Consider the following 20,161-nt stretch of genomic DNA (forward strand, 5'->3'; position numbering starts at 1 on the left):
GGCACCCCTGGCAGGCGTGTTAGTTTTCAGTACCTTTGTAGTTGCAAATACAATTCTCTGAAGGCAAGATGCTAGATAAACTGGAGGCCATTCAACAGCGCTTCAACGACGTGAGCGAACTGCTGACGCAGCCCGACGCCATGAGCGACATGAAGCGTTTCAAGACGCTGAACAAGGAATACAAGGACCTCGGCAAAATCGTGACCGAGTACAAGGCCTACCAGAACGTGCTGGCCAACATCGACGGCGCCAAGGAGGTCATTGCCACGGAAAAGGACGAAGACTTCCGCCAGATGGCGAAGGAAGAGCTGGAAACGCTCTATCCGGAGCAGGAGCGTCTGGAAGCCGTTATTAAAGAGCTGCTTATCCCCAAAGACCCGAACGATTCCAAGGATGTTATCATGGAAATCCGGGCTGGTGCGGGCGGCGACGAGGCGGCCATTTTCGCCGGCGACCTACAGCGCATGTACATGCGCTACGCCGAGAAGCATAACCTGAAAATGGACCTCATTGACGCCACCGAAGGCACTTCGGGCGGATACAAGGAAATTATTCTGGCCCTGAAAGGCGAGGACGTATACGGCAAGCTCAAGTTCGAGTCGGGAGTGCACCGCGTGCAGCGCGTGCCTGCTACCGAAACGCAGGGCCGTATCCACACTTCCGTGGCTTCCATCGTCGTGATGCCGGAAGCCGAAGAGCTGGACGTGCAGATTGACATGAACGATGTGCGCAAGGACCTGTTTATGTCGTCGGGCCCGGGCGGTCAGTCGGTAAACACCACGTACTCGGCCGTGCGCCTCACGCACTTGCCCACCGGGCTTGTTGCGCAGTGCCAGGACCAGAAGTCGCAGCTCAAAAACTTCGACAAGGCCCTGCAGGTACTTCGCTCGCGCCTCTACGAAATTGAGCTGGCCAAGAAGAACGAAGCCGAAGGCGCTGCCCGCAAAAACATGATTGGCGGCGGCGACCGGTCCGACAAAATCCGCACCTACAACTATCCGCAGGGCCGCGTAACCGACCACCGCATTGGCTTCACGGTGTATAACCTGGCCAGCGTGATGGACGGCAACATCGACGACTTCGTGGAGCAACTGCGCCTCGCCGAAAGCGCCGAGCGCCTGAAAGAAGGCGTGTCGTAATAAGTTTGCCTCTAGTTCGTTGAGTTGCTTTGACGCGTAAGAACGTCATGCTGCGCTTGCCGGAGCATGACGTTCTTTTTTAGCCTGTTTCTATGCGCTTTTTACTCCCGCTGCTATTCATTTGCTCGGCGCTGCTGTGCCTGCTGCCGGGCTGTGAGCCGAAGGAAGACCTGCTGATAACGGATGCCAGCGCCAAGCTGGAGTTTTCGCGCGACACGGTCCTGTTTGATACCGTTTTTGCGCAGGTAGGCACCGTGAGCAAGCGCCTGTGGGTGTACAACCGCAACAGCCGCGCCGTGAAGGTGGACCAGATCCGGCTGGCCGATACCAACCCCGGCACCTATTCGCTCATTATCAATGGCGATGAGCGGCAGGCGGCCAGCGGCATCGAAATTCGGGGCAAAGACAGCCTGCTGATTCTGGTGAAGGCCCGCCTCGGTGCCGGTAACATCAATACACCCTTTCTGGTCGCCGAGCAGCTCCTGTTCACGACGAACGGCAACGAGCAGGACGTGAAGCTGGTAGCCTACGGCCAGAACGCCTATTTCCACGGCCCGGAGGAGCGCATCAGCCGCAACACTACGTGGCCCAAAAACCGGCCCCACGTTATCTACGGCGTAGTGGTGGTGGATGCGGGCGTCACGCTGCGGATTCAGCCAGGCACGCGCATCTACTCGCACGCCGGGGCTGCGCTACTCGTGCGCGGCACGCTGCTCATCAACGAAAACACGAGCCCCGCCACCGAGCTGGCCCCCACCGACACCGCCACGTTCGTGCGCTTTCAGGGCGACCGGCTGGAGCCATTCTACAGCGACATTCCGGGGCAGTGGGCTGGTATTCAGTTTGATGCCAGCAGCCGCAACAACGTGCTGAACTTCACGGAAATCAAGAATGCGGCGTTTGGGCTGGTCATTGCCAACGTGCGCAACCAGCTGCCGCGCCCCTCCGTGACAGTGCGCAACTCGGTGTTCCGCAACATTTCCGGGGCCAATCTGGCGTTTAGCGGCAACGGCAGCGGCGGCGGCGTTATCGGGCTTTCCGGCGACTTCGACCTGACCAACTGTCTGTTTACCAACTGCGGTGAGTATGCCGTGCGGGGCATCGGGGGCGGCAGTTTCAACCTGAACCACTGCACCGTGGCCAACTATACGCCCGGTTTCCGGCGCGAAACGGCCTCGCTGCACTTCACCACCGAGCCGGCCTCCGACGAGCCGCTGAGCAACCCGATTTCCACCAGCATCCGCATCCGGAATTCCATTGTGTGGGGTTCTATTCCCGATGAGCTGTTCTTCGACAACAGTGACCTGTACCGCGGCAGCATTGATATCCGCAACAGTCTGCTCCGGACGCGGGAGTACGCCTCGGCTGCCGATGCGCCGGGCAAGCCGGGCCTGGGCAATGCCGCTTTAAGTAACATTATCAACGAGAATCCGAAGTTCAAAAGCGCCCCCGACAATTCGGCCGGCCGCTACGACTACCGCCTCGATACTCTGTCGCCGGCCAGCAACAAGGCCGTGTACAACCCACTCGTGCCGCGCGACCTGCTGTTTAAGGTGCGCAATACGGCCACGCCCGACCTGGGAGCCTATGAGCGGGTAAACCCCTGATTGTATGGTGTATATTCAGAAGCGTCTGCGGCTGCCGGCTGTGCGGCGGGGCTTTCACCTCATCACTGATCTGCTGGTAGCGGAGCTGCCGGAGCTGGAGCGGCTGCGGGTGGGCACGGCGCATTTTTTCATTCAGCACACCTCCGCCAGTCTCAGCATCAACGAAAACGCCGACCCCACCGTGCGGGTTGATTTTGAAGCGTATTTCAACCGGGCAGTGCCCGAAAACGCACCCTACTTCCGCCATACCCAGGAAGGCCCCGATGATATGCCGGCCCACCTGAAGGCGGCCATGCTGGGCCATGCGGTGAGTGTGCCCATCACCAATGGGGAGCTGGCGCTGGGAACCTGGCAGGGCATCTATCTGGGAGAGCACCGCAACCAGGGCGGCCGGCGCTGGGTGGTGGCCACGCTTATGGGCGCGGAATAGCAGCCTACGGGGGCATCAGGCAGAATAGTTGGTAGTTAGGCAGGCCACCGCTGCTCGGTTTGCGTATGAGGAGAAAATTCCTGCCGTTCACGCCATGCTTTCCGCTCTGCTGTTGTCCGCTTCCAAAGGCCTGCCCGCTGTACTGCTCTACAGTGCGCTGGGCTTGCTGAGCTGTGGCCCCGGCGACAACAGCCAAGTGGTAGCAACATCGGAACCGAAACCGGCCAAACGCCCGCCAGCGGCTAAAGCGCCCCAGCGGCCGGCTGCCACTCCCAAAGCCGTGTGCACCCTCACCAACGACACGCTGGCCGGGCAGCCCTTCGGGGCCGAGCCTACCGTGGCGGAACTGCTCCGGGCCGGGGCGAAGGTGAGCTCACGCAAGCCGTTCGCCAACCTGCATGTGGCCGGCCAGACCGATACCATTTTGGTACTACGTCACCAGGGAAACCAGTTCGAGTTTTACCGCACGTTTGAGAAAGACCTGCTGCGGCTGGCCATCATCACCAACTTCCGGCCCAGCTACGGGCAGCGGCTGCGCTTCACGCTTACCGAGTCGGCGCGGCAAAACGGCGGGCCCTGCAACCAGCTTCGCATCCGCGACACCGAGCGGGCCAATAATGTGTCGGCGACGTTTACGGCGGGCCAGCCCAGCGTAGCGCACGTGCAGCCCTACTGGGACTAAGGCTCCGAAAGGGCTCCTACTTCACTACCCGCACCTGCACGGAGTAGCGCACCGTATCGAAGAACACCAGCTTTTGTACGCCCTGCACGCTGTAGCTGGTCAGAGTGCCATCAACTGTGCGCAGGCGTAGCCGCTTCTGGCTGAAAAACAGGGGGTTGTCCTGCCGAATCAGGGCGGCTACTTCCTGCGTTGCGTCACTGGCTTCCCCCGTTTTGCTGACAGCCAAAGAGGCTACGGGAGCCTCGCTACCAGCCTTGAGCGTGTAGGTGCGCGCCCCGCCCACCGAATCGTTGGAGGCCGAATTGGCTATGGAGTAGGCCCCGCGCAAAGCTGGCTTGTTGATGTCGGCCTGGTAGAAAATCTGCAGCTCCTTGCTCCAGTCCGTGTTGGCCACCTGGCTGGTTTCGATGCGCCCGTTGCGCAGTTGCACTTGTTTCTGCACTACCGGCTGCTGGCGGTTGAGCCGGGCTACCTGCTCATCCAGCAGTGCCTTCACGTCGAAGTATTCTGGTTTGCGGTTGATGCCCGCCGGGCGCACAGTAGCATCTTCCTGCCCGCAGGCGGAAAGCAGCACCACTGCCCCGATAACCCAGCTCCGATTAGGCACCGGCAGGAGTACTAGTGGGCAGAAGTAGGCTTGTGCCGGTCATTTCGGGCGGCTGCGGAATACCCATCAGGGCCAGTACCGTGGGGGCAATGTCGCCGAGCTTGCCATCGGCAAGAGTGCCGTGGTAGCTGGTGTCAGCCAGAATGCAGGGCACCAGATTGGTGGTGTGCGCCGTGTTGGGCGTGCCGTTGGCATTCACCATGAACTCGGCATTGCCGTGGTCGGCAATAACGATGCAGGCGTAGCCCGCTGCCAGCGCGGTTTCTACCACGTCTTTGGTGCACTGGTCTACGGCTTCAGCGGCTTTCACGGCGGCTTCAAACACGCCGGTATGGCCCACCATGTCCGTATTAGCGAAGTTGAGCACCACAAAATCGGCGGTGCGGGCCTGTAGCTCCGGTACCAGCGCGTCGCGTAGCTCAAAGGCACTCATTTCGGGCTGCAGGTCGTAGGTCGCTACTTTGGGCGAGTTGCGCAGAATGCGGGTTTCGCCCGTAAACTCTACCTCACGGCCGCCCGAGAAGAAGAACGTGACGTGCGGGTACTTTTCGGTTTCCGCAATCCGGATCTGGGTCTTGTGGTGAGCTTCCAGCACCGCGCCCAGAGTGTTTTCGAGGTTATCTTTCTCGAAAATGGGAGTGACGCCAGTGAAAGTGGCGTCGTAATTGGTCATGGTGAGGTAGTTCAGGTTCAGCCGATGCATCTCAAAGGCGTGAAAATCCTGCTGCGTCAGAGCCTGCGTGATTTCGCGGCCCCGGTCGGTGCGGAAGTTGAAGCAGATAACCACGTCGCCTTCCTGAATGGTCGCCAGGGGCTGCCCGTCGGCGGCTACTTTCACAATCGGCTTCAGGAATTCGTCGGTCACGCCCTCCTTATACGAGTCGAGCATGCTCTGAATCAGGTTCTGCGAGGCTGTGCCTTTGCCGTTCACCAGCAGGTCGTAGGCCACTTTCACCCGTTCCCAGCGGTTGTCGCGGTCCATGGCGTAGTAGCGACCCACAATAGAGGCAATCTTGCCGCTGGCGCCGCGCTGCAGGTGCTGCTCCAGGTCATTCACGTAGCTCACACCGCCTTTGGGGTCGGTGTCGCGGCCATCCGTGAAGGCATGAATGAACACGTTGTGCACGTCGGCATCGTGGGCCAGGGTGCACAGGGCCTTGAGGTGGTCGAGGTGGGAATGCACGCCGCCGTCGGAGAGCAGGCCCATCAGGTGCACGGGCTTGCTGTTGAGGCGGGCGTACTCAAACGCCTTTTCCAACGCCGGCACGAGGCCCAGCTTCCGCTCCCGGATGGCTTTATTGATGCGCACCAGATCCTGATAAACAACCCGGCCGGCCCCGATATTCATGTGGCCTACCTCCGAGTTGCCCATCTGCCCGTCGGGCAAGCCTACTGCTTCGCCGGAAGCCTGCAGTTTGCTGTGCGGAAACTGCTCAAACAACGAGTCTACGAAGGGAGTCTGGGCTTTGTCGATGGCCGAAACCTCCTTATTCTGCGCCAGACCCCAGCCGTCCAGAATCACCAACACTACCTGTTTGTCCATGAGCGCAAAGATAGGCTTCCGGCACCGGACCGGCCACATTTTCTTATCTTGGCTGCTTTCCGAAAAATAACCTGATGCCTGGTTCCCGTATAAGAAGAGGCTGGCATAATTTTCGCGCACTGGATGAAGCATTCTTTACTCTAAGATGAAACGTATCTTCTTTCCCGCCTTTCTGCTCTTGTGGCTGCTGCTGTCCTCAGTGGTGGTGCAGGCCCAGGGCGAGGCATTCGGAGCAGTACGCAGTGCGCTACGCAATGCCTCTTCCCGCGAGCTGTCGCAGTATTTCGGGGCTACGGTGGGCCTGAGCTTCGATGACAACCGGCAGAACTACAGTGCTACGCAGGCCGAGTTTGTGATGAAGGACTTCTTCGCCAAAACGGCCCCGTCCTCTTTCGAAATCGTGCACCAGGGCACCAGCCAGAGCGGCGTGCCGTATGCCATCGGCAAATACAACAGCAAATCGGGCCCATACCGGGTGTTTATCAAGATGAAAAACAGCAACGGCGCCCTTCGCATCGATACGATGGATTTCACGAAGGAATGACCGGCCCAGGCTTCGCTGGCAGGAAAAGGCTTCAACCCAGGTTGGGGCCTTTTTTATGGCCAGGAAATACCCGTTCTTTCGGAAGCGCCGCCCGAATCCGGTCTGGTGTTCTTTTTCCCGATTTCAATCTGGCATAGTTCTCGTATAGAGCTATGTATGTTCACAAACCTGATGAAACCAACCTTACTCTTCGCCTCCCTGACGCTATACTGGCTCACGCTGTTTGTTGGCGTCACGCAGGCCCAGAGCGACCCGTTCGCGCCGGTTCGGACTGCTATCCGAAGCGGCTCGGCCGAAGCGCTGGCCCAGCAGTTCGGCCCCACCGTCGAAATCAGCTTCGATGGCGACAAGAAAAGCTACAGCACCACGCAGGCCGCAGCCGTGATGAAGGATTTCTTTGCCCGGAACGCCCCCGTCAGCTTTGAATTTGTGCATTCCGGCGGCAGCAACGACGGCAAGCCCTACGCGGTGGGCAAGTACGGCAGCAAATCCGGCGCCTACCGCATGTTCGTCAAGATGAAGCAGGAGGGCAACCGCCCGCTGATCAATGCCATCGACTTTACGAAGGAATAGCCGCTGTAAGCCGGCCGAGCGTTTGCCCCGGTGCCGCCCCTGCTTCCCGTATCCGGAGGCAGGGGCGGTTTGCATTTCGGGCTTTGCGGGCTCTACGGCGCTACTAAACTGGCATTGCCGCTAATGGCCGGTTAATGGGGCGTTTTTGCTATTTTTGCCCCGTGCAAAACGCCCCCTACCTCACCCCCGAAGCTCTCACCACTTTCATCCGTACTGCCCTGCGCGAAGACGTAGGCGACGGTGACCATTCCTCGCTGGCCTCTGTTCCGGCCGACGCCCGCAACCGTGCGCGGCTGCTGGTGAAGGACGAAGGCGTGCTGGCGGGCGTGGAGCTGGCCCTGATGATCTTCCGGGAAGTGGATGCCGAACTGCAGGTAGCGCCGCTGCTGGCCGATGGTGCCCGCATCAAGCACGGCGACGTGGTGCTGACCGTGGAAGGCCGCGCCCAGAGCATCCTGACGGCTGAACGCCTGGTGCTCAACTGCATGCAGCGCATGAGCGGTATTGCCACGCACACGGCGCACCTCACCAGCCTGCTGGCCGGCACCAAGGCCAGGCTGCTCGATACGCGCAAAACCACCCCCAACTTCCGGCTCTGCGAGAAATGGGCGGTGCTGATTGGCGGCGGCGTCAACCACCGCTATGGCCTCTTCGACATGATTATCCTCAAGGACAACCACGTGGACTATGCGGGCGGTATCCGGCAGGCTATTGAAGCGACGCAGGCCTATCTGGCCCGCACGGGCCGCCAGCTCCCCATTGAAATAGAGACGCGCAGCCTGGCTGAGGTGCAGCAGGCGCTGGATACCGGCGGCATCGACCGGATTATGCTCGACAACATGCCGCCGGCCCAGCTGCGCGAAGCCGTGCAGCTGATTGGCGGGCGGTTTGCCACCGAGGCCAGTGGCGGCATCACGGAGCAAACCATTGCCGCAGTCGGCGCTACCGGCGTCGACTATATCTCGGTCGGGGCGCTTACTCATTCCACGAAAAGCCTCGATTTGAGCCTGAAAGCCTATTAAAATGAGTGAGTGGGTGAGTAAGCGAATGAGTGATTATTCCGCTGCCCTGATTCATTGACAGAAATCAACTCACTCATTTACTTCCTTCTTCCCTCACCTTACGAAATGCAACTTCCCAACCAACGCGGGAGCTACCGACAGCAGCAGCAGCCCGCCGGCTCACCGCTGGCTATCCGCACCAAAAAGCACCAGCTCGACTCCAACATGTATACCCGCATGGCCATGGGACACGTGTGGCGCAAGGAGTGGTGGTACGCCCTGATTCCGTTTGCGCTCGGGGTGCTGCCGGCGGCCATTTGGCCCTCGTGGTGGTGGCTGGCGGCTGGCCTGCTGCTGGCCCTGCTGTATGTGCTGCTACGCTCCTCCCAGGTAACGGCCGTAACGCAGGTAGAGCAGACCAAGCCCCTGTTCGAGCGCATGAGCTATGTGATTGATCAGCGCCAGATCGGGCTGATGCAGAACGAGAAGGAGGGCCGCGGCATGGGCGTAAACTGGGAGATGATTGGCACCGTGAAGCGCGAGCCCGACGGCTATGTGCTGTGGTTCCGTACGCAGGAAGTACCGGCCGAAATTACCGGCTGGCGCGCCTGGATAGCCCGTACCTTCGAGACGCCCATGTTCCTGCACATTCCGTTTAAAATCTTCAACTCGCCCAACGACCAGAAGCTGTTCGAGTCGTTGCTGCGCCGCAAGAACCTGCTGCCCGCCACCGAGGCGGCCGCCGACACCAAATAAGCGTCTGCCCTTCCGGCAGGCACTTTCGTAATCAGTCTAGTTAACTTCTTCTCTCATGACCAAGCACCTTCTGCTTTCTACCCTGGCCGTAGCCGCCCTTTCCCTGTCGGCCTGCAGCAGCGAACCTTCCGACCTGCGCCCCGACAAGAAAGTATCGTTGGATATGGTGGAGCCCGGCTCCCGCTCGTCCGACAACTTCGACCAGCACACGGAAGCCGCCGCCAGCCAGCACAAAGGCGGAGCCATTGCGGAGCCCATCAGCTCGCACGTAACCCTGGACCAGCGCGAGAAGCCCTCGGCCGACCACGCCACCTCTGCTAATGCTGAGGAAACGCTGAAAAACAGCAGCGACGAAACGGCAGCCGAAAAAGCTACGGTAGCCGACCCCGCTGCCAAGAAAAAGTAGGCGGGCCATGCGTGTTCTTTCCTTACGCCATCTGGCCGCCACCCTGCTGCTGGCCGCCGGCCTGGCTAGCTGCGAAAGCCGCCCTGCGGCCGTTGGTACGCCGGAAGCCTCTGCCGCCAGCACCCCCGACAGCACGGCCACCCCGGTAGTGGCCGCGGCCTACGTATGCCCCATGAACTGTGAGGGCAGCGCCAGCGACAAACCAGGCAAATGCCCGGTGTGCGAAATGGCGCTACAGCCCAACCCGGCGGCCCAGCCCTCCGTCCAGTAATTCTCCCAGACGATGTTCCACCTGTCTGGCAACTGCACAAGCAGCCCGGCGGGTGGAACAGCTGTTGTCGGGAATTTTTTGTAACATTGTTGCAAAAATAGCCGTTTCTCTCCTGCCGCCGGCAGGCTACCTGGGTGGCCTGCCTTCTTTTGCCTTATGACGCTTCACACTGCCGCAGAGCCGGAATGGTTTAGCACTTGGTTCGATTCTCCTTACTACCACCTGCTCTACCACGACCGGAATCAGGCGGAGGCCAGAGAGTTTCTCGAGGGGCTGCTTCAGTATCTGCACCCCAAGCCCCACCACACGCTGCTGGATCTGGCCTGTGGCAAAGGGCGGCATGCCATCTACCTGAGCGAGCGTGGCTACGATGTGACCGGCGTGGACCTTTCGCCGGAAAGCATTGCGGCGGCGCAGGAGCACGCCCACGACCACCTGCATTTCCATGTGCACGATATGCGTGAGGCGTTGCCGTACGGCCCGTTCGATTTCGTGTTCAACCTGTTCACCAGCTTTGGCTATTTCCGGCAGGAAAGCGAAAATGTGGTAGCGCTGCGCAACGCGGCGGCGGCGCTGCGGCCGGGCGGCAAAATGGTCATCGACTTCATGAATACCGAGCGCACCGTGCGGGAACTGGTGGCGCATGAGCAAAAGAGCGTCAACGGCATCGACTTTCATCTGCACCGCCACCTGCACCACGACTTTATCGTGAAGGAAATCAGCTTTCAGGCTCCTGATGGCGAGATGCTGCACTTTGAAGAGCGGGTGCGCGCCCTGAGCCGGGAACGGTTTGAGGAGTACTTCCAGATGGCGGGCCTGCGGCTGGTGGAAGTATTCGGCGACTACCGCCTAACTCCGTACGATGAGGCCAACAGCCCGCGGATGGTCTTCATTTTAAAAAAGTAAGCCAATGCGCTGCTTGTGCCGGCCTTGCCGCACGCCACTGTTGTCGGGCAGACAACCCGGGCGGGCCGCAACAGTGCAGAAGCCCGGCGCGTAGCTCCCTTGTTTGATTCGCTTATGTGGTTTGCTGTTCTGCTGTTGTTTCTTACCGTGCTGGGGGCGGGCTGGTCTACGCGACTGGTGCCCACGGCCAGCACCGTCTGGATGAAGCCGCTGCTGGCCTTCAGCGGTGCCTACCTGTTTACGCTCACCATTACGCACCTGCTGCCGGAGGCGCTGCTGCTGGAGCCCGACGATATGCACCGCATCGGGTATTTCGTGCTGGCGGGCTTCTTTGGGCAACTGGTGCTGGAGGTATTTTCGCAGGGGGTGGAGCACGGGCATGTGCACCACCATACGTCCCACGCCGGGCACGTACCGTTTTTGCTGCTGTTCTCGCTCATCATCCACTCGTTTCTGGAAGGCAGCATTCTGGTGAAAGCCCCCGAGGCCGGCACCGTCAGCGACAATTTCTACGCTATTCTGACGGGCGTGGCGCTGCACCACATTCCGGCGGCCTTCGCCCTGATGGCCGCGCTTATGCTGCGGCTGGGCAGTTTCCGGCGGGCGCTGCCGTTTCTGGTACTGTTTGCACTGGCCGCGCCGGTGGGCATTGTGGTCAGCAACTACGTGGTGCTGGAGCAGCTGCTCACGGGCGGACTGTATGCGGCGCTGCTGGGCTTTGTGGCCGGCAATTTCCTGCATGTATCTACCACTATTCTGTTCGAAACCAGCCCGGAACACCGGCTCAACCTTCCCAAACTAGCCGCTACCATGGCCGGTACCGCTCTGGCGCTGGCCGTGGAGCTGCTTTAGGCGGTGAGCTACCGGCCATATTGTGCTTCGCCAGGCGGCGCTATTCAGCTGGCCAACAGGTCGTCGGCATCCAGTAGCGGGCCGGAGCTGCGCAGCAGGTGCTCCAGCTGCCGGGCCCGGCCCCGCTGATACGCCAGTTCGGCTTGCAAGTGCAGCAGCCGCTGCCGCATGGCCAGCACCACGTCAATTCCTTCTTGGCTGAGGCCCAACTCATGGTGCAGGCGGGCGAGACGGGCCAGGTGGTCGGGCTCGTCGCGGATAGTGTCGGGGCCGGGGCCGGCCTCCAGGAGGCCCAGCTCCACAAAGCCGCGCACGTCGTTTTCGCTCAGCTCGTACTGGCTGGCGCACTCATGGTAGGTAATGATGATGCGGTGCGTTTCCATGGCAGGCAGTTTCGGATAGGGTAAGAGGGCGGGCTACTGACGGGTTTACTCGGGGCGCAGGGCGGCAAGCTGCTGCAGCAGGGTTTTTTCCTGGCCGGTGAGGTGCTGAGGAAGCTGCACGGTAAGGTGCAGGTACAGGTCGCCGTACTGGCCGGCCTGCTTGTAGACGGGAAAGCCTTTGCCGCGCAGCCGCAACCGGGTGCCGTTCTGGGTTTCGGGCTTGATGGTGATTTTGACGGAGCCGGACAGCGTTTCGACCACCTGCTCGCCACCCAGCAGCGCGCGGTATAGGGGCACTTTCACTTCCTGAGTAAGGTCGGAGCCGTTGCGCACGAAACGGGCGTCGGGGGCTACGCGCAGCGTGATAAACAGGGAGCCATTGGGGCCACCGTTGCGGCCGGGGCCGCCCTGGTCGCGCAGCCGGATGGTCTGGCCGTCTTCTACGCCGGGCTGAATGGTGATGCGCAGCTTTTTGCCGTTGACCGTGAGCGTGCGGGGGCCGCCCTGGTAGGCGTCTTCCAGCGTCAGCTCCAGCTCCGCCTGATAGTCCTGGCCGGCGCCGGCGCGCGTGCTACCCCGGCTGCTCCCGCCCATATTGCCGAAAACAGAGCTGAAGAAATCGGAGAAGTCGCCCCCTTCGCCAAAGTCGGCACCGCTGAAGCCGCCCCGGCCGCCCTGCTGCTGGTACTGCCCCCAGTCGAAGCCGCCCCGGCCACCGGCGCCGGCTTGCTGATAGCGCTGCCAGTCGGCGCCCATCTGGTCGTACTTCTGGCGCTTATCCGGGTCCGACAGCACCTCGTTGGCTTCGTTCACTTCCTTGAACTTGCGCTCGGCTTCCGCATCGTTGGGGTTCACGTCGGGGTGGTGCTGCCGGGCCAGCTTCCGGTAGGCCTTTTTGATCTGGTCGGTGGTGGCGGTTTTGTCCACTCCCAGGATTTTGTAGTAGTCTTTGTAATCCACGGGGAAAAATCTGAAAGAGGGTAGAGGTTTAGTAGTTAGCGCTGAGAATCCCAGCTGAGCTACATATGAGGAGACTGAGGGAAGGTCGGAAAAAGACAAAAAAACAACGGCTACTGCACGCAGATCAGGGTTCTTTTCAAACGAGGCATAAATCGTGTTGGTTGCCGGAACGTTCCTGGCCCGGCTTTTGTAAATCACGCTTTCATTCCCACACACATTTTCCTCCATTTTCTCTGCATGAAGCGGATTTCAACGTTTGTTCTCACTTTGTTGCTGGCTACCGGCGGTTTTGCGGTTCAGGCCCAGACTAAACTGCCTCCTCGCAAGCCCGTGCAGCCGAAGGGCCGCGTAGTTAGCAAAGGCACTGCCACCCGCGACGGCGCCGTTATGAAAGACGGCAAAGTGATTCTGACACAAAGCGGCCTCACCAATCCGGTGCTGCAGGAAACGGCCCTCGTCAACGGTACCAAAATCCGGCCTGACGGCTCCCTGACCCTGCCCGACGGCACGACCACTACCATGAAAGAAGGCGACTACATGTCGCTGACGGGCCGCCTGACTACCGCCGCTATGAAGGCCGAGCAGGACAGCCTGGCCAAAGCCGCGCTGCTGGACCCGAAAGGGAAAAACGGCAAGAATGGCAAGAAGAAAAGCCGCTAGCTGTTAGCACGTTATCTTACTATCAGCACACGAAACGGGGCGCCCGAAACCACTGTAGTTTCGGGCGCCCCGTTTCGTGTGCTGGTGCTGGTCAGCGCTGCGTGTAGTCCTGCAAGATGTCCTGCGCCTCGGCTTCGTCGGGGGCTTCTACTACCTCGTTGATGACAAACTGCACCTCGGCTTCCGACCAGTGCTGCGCTTCGGCTGCCTTGATAAAGGCTTCCAGTTGCACAAAACGGCTGGTACCGGCCGGCGGCGTCCAGCTTACTTTCTTTCTGATTCGCATGCGGTAAAGGGTTGTTAGTCTGATCAATATGCTGCGCCTAGCCCTTTTTTATCACCTTTAGCTGCACGGGAGCCACGCCCGCATCAATGATGTCGATTTTACGGGCGGCTTTCTTCGAGAGGTCGATGATGCGCCCTTTGGCGTGCGGGCCCCGGTCGGTGACGGTTACCTTGACGGAGCGGTGGTTGCGGGGATTCGTGACCTTGACAACTGTGCCGAAGGGCAGCGTGTTGTGAGCGGCGGTGCGCTGGCTGGCGCGGTAAACGGTGCCGCTGGCGGTTTTACGGCCATTGAACCTGTCGGCGTAGTAGGAGGCGTTGCCGCTTTGCGTGAAGCCCGTGCCGCCGCCGGCGCAGGAGGCCAGCACCAGCGCAAGCAGCCCGGCCAGGGGCAACGCAGGCCGGCCAAGGCGCAGGCGGAGGGCAGAGGAAGTAACCTGAGAAAGAAGCTTGTTCATGCGCAATGGAAGTGAGTCGGAGGCCGCGGCCCAGCCAGGATACGGCGTAGGGGCCGCCAAGATACGGTTGAGCCCGCGCCCCTGTTTTGCCCGGACTAGTGGGGCGCTTTGCCGGCTTTGGCAGGAATGCGCATTGCCAGCAGCGTTTCGAAATTGCCCTGGAACACGTTGAAGTCTACGGTGCCGCGAATACCGGGGATGTAGGCCTCATCGGAGTGCTGCCAGATAATCCATTTCTCGCGGGGCAGGCTGGGCTGGCTCACCTCGTAGTGCGCCAGCCACAGCGGATACTTGTCGAAGTGGCCGGCCAGGTAGCGCTTGTAGAAGCTGTAGTTGGAGTACAGGATGGGCCGCACGCCGTAGTGGCGCTCCACCAGCCGCAGCCAGGTAGCTACGTTGCGGCGCATATACGCCACATCATGAAACTCAGCGTGCTCCACGTCCAGCACGGGCGGCAGGTCGCCGGGCTGCAGCGGCACGGTGCGCGTGAAAAGGTTGGCCTGCTGCGTGCCGTCGTAGTTGGGCTGGAAATAGTGGTAGGCGCCGCGGTGCACGCCGGCTTGGCGGGCCGCATCCCAGTTGCGGCGGAAGCGGGCATCGCGCAGCGTAACGCCTTCCGAGGCCTTGATGAACGCAAACCGGACGTTGTGGGTAGCGACTTCCTGCCAATCGATACGGCCTTGGTAAGCAGACACATCGATGCCGTGTACGGTGTAGCCGTCGAGCAGGGGCGTCTTTTCGCGGCCCGTGAGGCGGCCACTGATCAGCGTGGCCCAGGTGCGCCGGGCATACCGGTTCACTTGCCGCCGATAGAGCCCGTAAAACACCAGCCCACCCAGTACCAGCAGCATCAGCGCCCAGCGGAGCAGCGGGCGGGCGGGGGCGCGTCGGCGGGCAGAAGTGGCGGGGCGTCTCATCAGCGTAGTCATGGCAAAAGTAACGCCGGGGCGGCGGTTGTAGTGCCTGCAGCCTGCAAAAGGTGCCGCGTGCCGCTTTTTCCCGAACTTGCTGCTTCTGTTTCCTTACCCGCTGCTCTTATGTCTGCTACCCCCCATCCTCAAGAAGCCCGCGACGAAAACGGCCACCTGATTCGTGAGCTGCACGGCGTTACGCTGGCTTCCATTGTGGAGTACCTGCACGGCCGCTACGGCTGGCCCGGCCTCGACCAGCGCCTGCGCATGAACTGCTTTGCCGTGAATCCCAGTGTAAAGTCGGCGCTGGCGTTTCTGCGCCGTACGCCCTGGGCCCGCACCAAGGTGGAAGAGCTCTATATCCAGACGCGCACGGCCGAGGTGCTGGGTAAATAACTGGCTGATATTAAGGAGGATATTTCCGGGCGGCCCATGCGCCGCTCTGCACCGGTGAGCTTCGCTTTTCTTTATTCTCTACCTTCCCTATATGGCCGACGTAACCGAAAAATCCAGCCCGCTGGCGCTGCTGGCAGGCGCTTTCAGCTTTATAGCTTTTGAGGTGGCCGCCTATTATCTGCTGGGCTGGGTTACGTCGCCGCTGGGCATGCCCGACCAGTACCAGCCCGAAAATACCATCGTGCCGAACTGGGCCAAAGCAGTGATAGTGCTGCTGCTGTATCTGGTACTGGTGGTGGGGGCCGTGCTTACGCTCAGCAACCAGCTGCCCCGCCGCCACCGCGCCCAGCTTATGGGCTGGTTCTACCTGTCGTTGCTGGCCGGTTTTGTGGTAGTGTTCATGATAATGGCCTGATACTTTGTAGAGTCCGGCAAGCCAGGAGGGCAACAAAAAAGCCACTGCGCAAGCAGTGGCTGGTGAAACAGGTTACCGGTCGGCCCCGGCGTTATAGGAGCGGCGTTGTGCTTAGCGCTGCTTAATTTCGATTTCGCGCTGCTGGCTGCTGGGGTCGGCGTACGGAATGCGTACCCGCAGCTCACCCTGCTCATGCACTGCGTCAATCCGCGTCAGGTCGAGGTTGACGGGCAGATCCAGTACGCGGGTGAAAAGCGGCGCCGCCAGCTGGTCTTCGGGCTGATGGCGGAATTCGCCAAACACCGACAGCCGGCTGTTGTTGAGCACCACGTGGATGTTTTCAGGACTCACGGAGGGGGCGGCCACCCGAATGACCACGCCCTGTTCCTGCTTGTCCACGCGCATCTGGGCTTGCGCAATGCCCCCACCCAGCGTATTGAGCAGATCCAGCTGCGGCGCCAGGTTACGGATGAATTTTCGGCTTATCAGGTTCATAGTGTGTTCCTCAGTCAGTTGTGGTGATGCTAGTGCAAAGCATGTACCAACAACGATTTGCCTGCTGACTATGTTTGATCCGGCCATAATGGCCGTGCCTTGCCGGTAAATCCAAGCACTCCACGACATTGTGTCGCTAATAGTGGCCTTGTGACTTGCTATGAAGCCGCTCCTTGCCACCGCTACGCCTGCCTCTTACTAAAAGCCAGACTAGTGCGGCAGCCGGAAGTGCGGATTGTCAATCACGCCCAGCAGGTTGCCGAACGGGTCTTGCACGGAGCCCAGCAGAATACCGCCTCCCACATCATGAACAGGCTCGTGAGAAACGGCTCCCAGTGCCACCAGGCGAGCATAGGCCGCTGCTGCGTCTGCTCCGCCCCAGTAGGTAATGGGGCCGCTCTGCCCGGCCACCGGCGCATCCGGTACCAGGCCCAGCTCATAGCCGCCTACAGTGAAGCCTACATAAAACGGCTCATCGAAGTAGGGTTCCTGCTCCAGCGCCTGCGCGTACCATTGTTTGGCGGCCTCTAAGTTGCCAACCGGATATACCACCGTGCGAAGTCCCTGTAGCATAGCGTGTAAATAAGTGCGGATGAAATGAGAAGCAGATGAGGCTAAACAGCGGGAGCCGCAGGCTCTACCTCCCGCTCAAACCGCATTCGGCCTTCCGTGTCGGGGTCGGTGAGCTGAAACCCGTTGCGGAGCAGCACCTGCTGCGAGGCGGCATTATCGGGGCGAATGTGCGCCAGCAGGCGGCGTACCATTCCGGTGTTGGCGGCCTGCTGAATCAGGCCGCTCACCAACTCGGTGGCCAGACCCTGCCCCCGCCAGTCGGCTGAAATGGAATAGCCAATTTCGGCAGTGCCGGCGGCATCGGGCGGGCCCCAGAAGCCGCCCGCGCCCACTAATGTGGCGGGCCGTTGTTCCGTGGCTTTCAGAATGGCGTACCAGCCATACCAGCCGGCAGCCGTGCGGCCGCCAGCCGTAAGCTGGGCCAGAAAATAGCGCCCGGCTTCCTCATCGTATTCGCCCGGAGGCCAGTCGGCGGGCATTGCCGCTCCCAGCAGTACCGGAAAGTAGTGCGGCTTGTGCAGCTCAGCAGTAAGCAGGGCCCGGCTGCCGGCCAGCAGCGTGAGTCGGGGGGTATGAGTTATCAGCGGAATCATGGGCGAAATATACGGGGCCGGGCGTAGTAGGGCGGCCCGGCCGCAGAAATGGCGTGTCCGGAAACAATTGCCGCATACTTAGCTTTACATTTCCTGTCCAGCTTCCTGCCGTGCTCGTGCCCGATTTCCTTACTATCTCCTACCGTCCCGACCTGAAAATGATGGTAATCCGCTGGATGCGGGTGATTACGCTGGCGGAAATGTGCCAGGGCTACGAGTTGCTGCTGCAGGCGGCCATAGAGCACCAGTGCCGGCAGTGGCTGCTGGATGTGCGCCGCCGCAACAACACCGACCGGGAAGGGGCCCACTGGATGGTACAAGAATTTCTGCCTCGCATGGAGCGTGAGCTGGGCGGCTACGCGGCTCTGGCGTATCTGCTGCCGCCCATCCACCTGCGCGACTCGGCTGCCGATGGCGCTTTTCCACCGGCCAGCTACTTCGAGGGCAAGAACTTTATTTCCGACCGGTTTATCGACGAGCGGGTGGCGCTGGAATGGCTGGACCGGCAGCGGCGCGACGGGCCACCCGTGTTTTAAGCCGCCGTTAGGCGTCCTGAAAGGGCAGATCCAGCACAATAGCCGACAGGGCCTCATCGGCAGTGGCCCCGATATAGTACAGGCCCTCGTCGCAGGCGCCGTAGAAACTGCCGTCGGCGGCTACCAGCAGGCAAAGCGGGTCGGTGTAGGCTTGCCCCACAATGCTGAGGGCCCGGCCCGGAACGCGCGGCGTGTACTCGGTGCGCAGGCGGTCCAGGCACAGCACTGTAGCGGCCTGCTGCACCTCAAACTGCATGCGCGCTACCCCCAGGTCCTGGCGGGCGAAGTAGCAGTGCAGGCCCCCGAACTCGCTGAGAAACGCCGCCGCCGCCGGCAGCCATGGCAGCTGCAGCCCCGCGGTTTCCTGCTGGTAAAGGTCCGTCGAGACAGCCCGACCAGCGTACCAGCCGGCTTCCGTCAGCAAATCATGTACTTCTTCTGAAAAAACGCTCATCAAAGGCAAGGCAGGCAAGGGGAACCGCAAAAGTACGGAGGGTTGAGCGAGCCGCTACGCAACCATTGCACCAGTTTTTCGGAACCGCGCTATAATGCAGGTTGAGGCCTTTCTGGCAGCCTGGGCAGGCGGAAAAGCAAAGCCCCGCTACCGGGTTAGTAACGGGGCCCATCAGCAAAGTCCTGACCGGTGTTGGCCTAGTACGGGTGGCTGGCGGAGAGGTGCGTATCGACGCAGTCCAGTACGTCCTGCACGGTGCGCAGCTGTTCCAGCTCAGCATCCGGTATTTCGATGTGAAACCGGTGCTCCAGGTTCATCGTCAACTCAATCAGGTCGATGGAGTCGAGGCCAATGTCGTGTACCAGCCGGGAAGTAGGCTGAAGCTGAAGAGCCGTGTTGCGGCGTTTGCGGCGAAGCATGCGCTCCACCTGAAATTGAATCAGCTGTTCCATATGGAATGGAGAAAGAAAGCAGGGAATAAAAAATTAATTGACGCTCAGCAGCAGGGTGGTGTCGTTGGCCGGGGCGTCAGCCAGCGTTGCGACAGTGGTGCCAGGGGCCAGATAGTCGCCGGGCGCTACGGTGCGCGTTGCCACAATACCGTCCTGCGGAGCCGTTACGAACAGGAAGCTCAGTTGGGAAGGAGAAGCCGCAAGCCGCTGCCGGGCTACCGAAACCAGGTTTTCAGCCGCTGTGAGGGCTGCTGCCGTGGCCGCCGGCCGCTGCGCCGTGAGGGCGGTATAGGCCTGCTGGCGCTGGTTGAGCAGCACCTGCAGCCGCTGCTGCTCGGCGGTACGCAGCTTTTCCGTCACCTTCACAAGTACCTGGCCTTTGCGCACGTGCTGGCCCACTGAAAAGTATACCTCCCAGACCCGGCCAGCCACCTGGGCCGGTATGGCGGTGCCAACAGAAGCAGAAGGTAGTGGTGCGGCAGTAGGCTGTTCGAGGTAGGCAGTGAGAGTAGCGGGAAGGGAAGTAGGGGTAGTCTGGGGAAGGAGCGTGTGTAGCAGCGCAATGCTGCCGGTAGCGCCCAGCAGGATGACAAGCATCATCCTAAATATCTTTTTCATACGGGAGGAGTCGCGGCTACCAGACCCTGAGCGGAGCCACGACGATGGTTTGGGTGTGCACGAGGGTAGTGCCTGAGGAAAGTAAGTAACTGATAAGGTTACATGTAAAGGCAACGGAAAGCTTAGGCGGCGGCACCGGGGCAGCCACAGTTGGCAGGCAGGCGGGCAGCCAGCTCCTGCATCACCTGCTCCAGCGACACGGCCTCCAGAGCGTTGCGCAGGGCCTGTTCGGCGCTGCCCAGCATGTCTTCCAGCGTGTGCTGCATCACGCGGCCCAGGTCGCAGTGGGTGCTGGGGTTGGTGCTGTTCACGGCAAACAGGTCGGGTTCCCGCTCCCGCATGGCCTCAAACACATCCAGCAGCGAAATACTGGTAGCCGGCTTAGCCAGTGAAGCCCCACCGCCAGCTCCCAGCTGGGTGCGCACGAGGCCGGCTGTGCGCAGCGTCCCCATCAGGCGGCGCACCACTACTGGGTGCGTACCGGCACTGCCCGCCAGCACCTCCGACGAAACCGGTTGCCCCTGGGCATGGGCCAGATAAGCGAGAATGTGCGTGGCAACGGCAAATCGGGTGTTCATGAGGGAAGTGTAACTGATTCGGTTGCAAATGTACGAAGCAGAAAGGTTGTGCACAATCTTTTAGGAAACAGAAACCC

Annotated in this window: 30 protein-coding genes; 16 read left to right on the plus strand and 14 right to left on the minus strand. The window is 60.8% G+C overall.

The genetic code is table 11. The annotated features are described in order from the left end of the window. Positions 1-68 precede the first annotated feature (68 nt). From prfA to BUE15_RS15430, 4 genes are all read left to right on the plus strand, one after another. Positions 69-1,139: a peptide chain release factor 1 gene (gene prfA / locus BUE15_RS15415; RefSeq protein WP_073287030.1), complete on the plus strand. Its 1,071-nt coding sequence runs from the start codon at positions 69-71 to the stop codon at positions 1,137-1,139. 92 nt (positions 1,140-1,231) lie between these two features. Then, positions 1,232-2,746 carry a hypothetical protein gene (locus BUE15_RS15420; protein ID WP_073287033.1) on the plus strand — a complete coding sequence of 505 codons (1,515 nt, stop codon included), beginning with the start codon at positions 1,232-1,234 and terminating at the stop codon, positions 2,744-2,746. Positions 2,747-2,750: 4 nt separating this feature from the next. Further along, positions 2,751-3,176, plus strand: coding sequence for a secondary thiamine-phosphate synthase enzyme YjbQ (locus tag BUE15_RS15425; protein ID WP_170865281.1), 426 nt, complete (start codon positions 2,751-2,753; stop codon positions 3,174-3,176). 94 nt (positions 3,177-3,270) lie between these two features. After that, positions 3,271-3,858 carry a hypothetical protein gene (locus BUE15_RS15430; protein WP_073287036.1) on the plus strand — a complete coding sequence of 196 codons (588 nt, stop codon included), beginning with the start codon at positions 3,271-3,273 and terminating at the stop codon, positions 3,856-3,858. 16 nt (positions 3,859-3,874) lie between these two features. Here BUE15_RS15430 and BUE15_RS15435 read toward each other — a convergent pair whose 3' ends face one another. Beyond that, the gene (locus tag BUE15_RS15435; protein WP_139252333.1) at positions 3,875-4,465 is read right to left on the minus strand and encodes a hypothetical protein; all 591 of its coding nucleotides are present in this window, start codon (positions 4,463-4,465) and stop codon (positions 3,875-3,877) included. Continuing rightward, positions 4,458-6,008, minus strand: coding sequence for a 2,3-bisphosphoglycerate-independent phosphoglycerate mutase (gpmI, locus tag BUE15_RS15440; protein WP_073287234.1), 1,551 nt, complete (start codon positions 6,006-6,008; stop codon positions 4,458-4,460). The genes BUE15_RS15435 and gpmI overlap by 8 nt, the downstream gene beginning before the upstream one ends. 145 nt (positions 6,009-6,153) lie before the next feature. On the opposite strand from gpmI, the gene BUE15_RS15445 reads away from it, so the two are divergent. The 8 genes from BUE15_RS15445 to BUE15_RS15480 all read left to right on the plus strand — a co-directional run bounded on the left by BUE15_RS15445 (position 6,154) and on the right by BUE15_RS15480 (position 11,317). Then, complete coding sequence (locus BUE15_RS15445) at positions 6,154-6,552, plus strand: DUF4783 domain-containing protein (RefSeq protein ID WP_073287042.1); 399 nt, start codon at positions 6,154-6,156, stop codon at positions 6,550-6,552. A gap of 171 nt (positions 6,553-6,723) precedes the next feature. Further along, complete coding sequence (locus BUE15_RS15450; RefSeq protein ID WP_170865282.1) at positions 6,724-7,125, plus strand: DUF4783 domain-containing protein; 402 nt, start codon at positions 6,724-6,726, stop codon at positions 7,123-7,125. Between the two features lie 134 nt (positions 7,126-7,259). After that, positions 7,260-8,147 (plus strand): carboxylating nicotinate-nucleotide diphosphorylase, encoded by an 888-nt coding sequence (gene nadC, locus BUE15_RS15455; RefSeq protein WP_073287046.1) that lies wholly within the window; start codon positions 7,260-7,262, stop codon positions 8,145-8,147. A 105-nt stretch (positions 8,148-8,252) separates the two neighbouring features. Further along, a complete protein-coding gene (locus BUE15_RS15460; protein WP_073287049.1) occupies positions 8,253-8,882 on the plus strand; it encodes a helix-turn-helix domain-containing protein in 630 nt (209 codons plus the stop codon). A gap of 55 nt (positions 8,883-8,937) precedes the next feature. Next, positions 8,938-9,288, plus strand: a complete 351-nt coding sequence (locus BUE15_RS15465) for a hypothetical protein (RefSeq protein WP_073287052.1) — start codon at positions 8,938-8,940, stop codon at positions 9,286-9,288. A gap of 7 nt (positions 9,289-9,295) precedes the next feature. After that, entirely contained in the window at positions 9,296-9,559 is a 264-nt protein-coding gene (locus BUE15_RS15470) for a heavy metal-binding domain-containing protein (RefSeq protein ID WP_073287055.1), read from the plus strand. 156 nt (positions 9,560-9,715) lie between these two features. Next, positions 9,716-10,465, plus strand: a complete 750-nt coding sequence (locus BUE15_RS15475; RefSeq protein ID WP_073287058.1) for an SAM-dependent methyltransferase — start codon at positions 9,716-9,718, stop codon at positions 10,463-10,465. Positions 10,466-10,579: 114 nt separating this feature from the next. Further along, entirely contained in the window at positions 10,580-11,317 is a 738-nt protein-coding gene (locus BUE15_RS15480) for a ZIP family metal transporter (RefSeq protein WP_073287061.1), read from the plus strand. Positions 11,318-11,361: 44 nt separating this feature from the next. Here BUE15_RS15480 and BUE15_RS15485 read toward each other — a convergent pair whose 3' ends face one another. After that, entirely contained in the window at positions 11,362-11,700 is a 339-nt protein-coding gene (locus tag BUE15_RS15485; protein ID WP_073287064.1) for a chaperone modulator CbpM, read from the minus strand. Positions 11,701-11,745: 45 nt separating this feature from the next. Further along, positions 11,746-12,660, minus strand: a complete 915-nt coding sequence (locus BUE15_RS15490; RefSeq protein WP_073287067.1) for a DnaJ C-terminal domain-containing protein — start codon at positions 12,658-12,660, stop codon at positions 11,746-11,748. A 237-nt stretch (positions 12,661-12,897) separates the two neighbouring features. On the opposite strand from BUE15_RS15490, the gene BUE15_RS15495 reads away from it, so the two are divergent. Further along, positions 12,898-13,320: a DUF6799 domain-containing protein gene (locus BUE15_RS15495; protein ID WP_073287070.1), complete on the plus strand. Its 423-nt coding sequence runs from the start codon at positions 12,898-12,900 to the stop codon at positions 13,318-13,320. 91 nt (positions 13,321-13,411) lie between these two features. Here the strand turns inward: BUE15_RS15495 and BUE15_RS15500 are convergent, their stop codons facing one another. The 3 genes from BUE15_RS15500 to BUE15_RS15510 form a co-directional block, all read right to left on the minus strand. Next, complete coding sequence (locus BUE15_RS15500) at positions 13,412-13,606, minus strand: hypothetical protein (RefSeq protein ID WP_073287073.1); 195 nt, start codon at positions 13,604-13,606, stop codon at positions 13,412-13,414. A 37-nt stretch (positions 13,607-13,643) separates the two neighbouring features. Further along, positions 13,644-14,063: a septal ring lytic transglycosylase RlpA family protein gene (locus BUE15_RS15505; RefSeq protein WP_084549101.1), complete on the minus strand. Its 420-nt coding sequence runs from the start codon at positions 14,061-14,063 to the stop codon at positions 13,644-13,646. A gap of 95 nt (positions 14,064-14,158) precedes the next feature. After that, on the minus strand, positions 14,159-14,992 hold the full coding sequence (locus tag BUE15_RS15510) for a glycoside hydrolase family 25 protein (protein WP_073287079.1): 834 nt from the start codon (positions 14,990-14,992) through the stop codon (positions 14,159-14,161). A gap of 108 nt (positions 14,993-15,100) precedes the next feature. Between BUE15_RS15510 and BUE15_RS15515 the strand changes: the two genes are divergently transcribed. After that, the gene (locus BUE15_RS15515; RefSeq protein WP_073287082.1) at positions 15,101-15,370 is read left to right on the plus strand and encodes a VF530 family protein; all 270 of its coding nucleotides are present in this window, start codon (positions 15,101-15,103) and stop codon (positions 15,368-15,370) included. A gap of 91 nt (positions 15,371-15,461) precedes the next feature. Beyond that, positions 15,462-15,785 carry a hypothetical protein gene (locus BUE15_RS15520; protein WP_073287085.1) on the plus strand — a complete coding sequence of 108 codons (324 nt, stop codon included), beginning with the start codon at positions 15,462-15,464 and terminating at the stop codon, positions 15,783-15,785. A 111-nt stretch (positions 15,786-15,896) separates the two neighbouring features. Here the strand turns inward: BUE15_RS15520 and BUE15_RS15525 are convergent, their stop codons facing one another. The 3 genes from BUE15_RS15525 to BUE15_RS15535 form a co-directional block, all read right to left on the minus strand. Beyond that, complete coding sequence (locus BUE15_RS15525) at positions 15,897-16,280, minus strand: Hsp20/alpha crystallin family protein (RefSeq protein WP_073287088.1); 384 nt, start codon at positions 16,278-16,280, stop codon at positions 15,897-15,899. Between the two features lie 210 nt (positions 16,281-16,490). Beyond that, positions 16,491-16,853 (minus strand): VOC family protein, encoded by a 363-nt coding sequence (locus BUE15_RS15530; RefSeq protein WP_073287091.1) that lies wholly within the window; start codon positions 16,851-16,853, stop codon positions 16,491-16,493. A 41-nt stretch (positions 16,854-16,894) separates the two neighbouring features. Further along, a complete protein-coding gene (locus BUE15_RS15535; RefSeq protein ID WP_073287094.1) occupies positions 16,895-17,446 on the minus strand; it encodes a GNAT family N-acetyltransferase in 552 nt (183 codons plus the stop codon). A gap of 116 nt (positions 17,447-17,562) precedes the next feature. Between BUE15_RS15535 and BUE15_RS15540 the strand changes: the two genes are divergently transcribed. Then, positions 17,563-17,982, plus strand: coding sequence for a hypothetical protein (locus tag BUE15_RS15540; RefSeq protein ID WP_139252334.1), 420 nt, complete (start codon positions 17,563-17,565; stop codon positions 17,980-17,982). 7 nt (positions 17,983-17,989) lie between these two features. Here BUE15_RS15540 and BUE15_RS15545 read toward each other — a convergent pair whose 3' ends face one another. The 4 genes from BUE15_RS15545 to BUE15_RS15560 all read right to left on the minus strand — a co-directional run bounded on the left by BUE15_RS15545 (position 17,990) and on the right by BUE15_RS15560 (position 20,084). Then, the gene (locus tag BUE15_RS15545) at positions 17,990-18,436 is read right to left on the minus strand and encodes an SUKH-3 domain-containing protein (protein ID WP_073287100.1); all 447 of its coding nucleotides are present in this window, start codon (positions 18,434-18,436) and stop codon (positions 17,990-17,992) included. A gap of 197 nt (positions 18,437-18,633) precedes the next feature. After that, the gene (locus tag BUE15_RS15550) at positions 18,634-18,888 is read right to left on the minus strand and encodes an acyl carrier protein (protein WP_073287103.1); all 255 of its coding nucleotides are present in this window, start codon (positions 18,886-18,888) and stop codon (positions 18,634-18,636) included. A 33-nt stretch (positions 18,889-18,921) separates the two neighbouring features. After that, positions 18,922-19,506 (minus strand): efflux RND transporter periplasmic adaptor subunit, encoded by a 585-nt coding sequence (locus tag BUE15_RS15555; RefSeq protein ID WP_084549103.1) that lies wholly within the window; start codon positions 19,504-19,506, stop codon positions 18,922-18,924. 122 nt (positions 19,507-19,628) lie between these two features. Then, positions 19,629-20,084: an Rrf2 family transcriptional regulator gene (locus tag BUE15_RS15560; RefSeq protein WP_073287109.1), complete on the minus strand. Its 456-nt coding sequence runs from the start codon at positions 20,082-20,084 to the stop codon at positions 19,629-19,631. Between the last annotated feature and the right edge of the window lie 77 nt (positions 20,085-20,161).

It is taken from the genome of Hymenobacter psychrotolerans DSM 18569 (genome assembly GCF_900142395.1).
GTDB lineage: Bacteria > Bacteroidota > Bacteroidia > Cytophagales > Hymenobacteraceae > Hymenobacter > Hymenobacter psychrotolerans.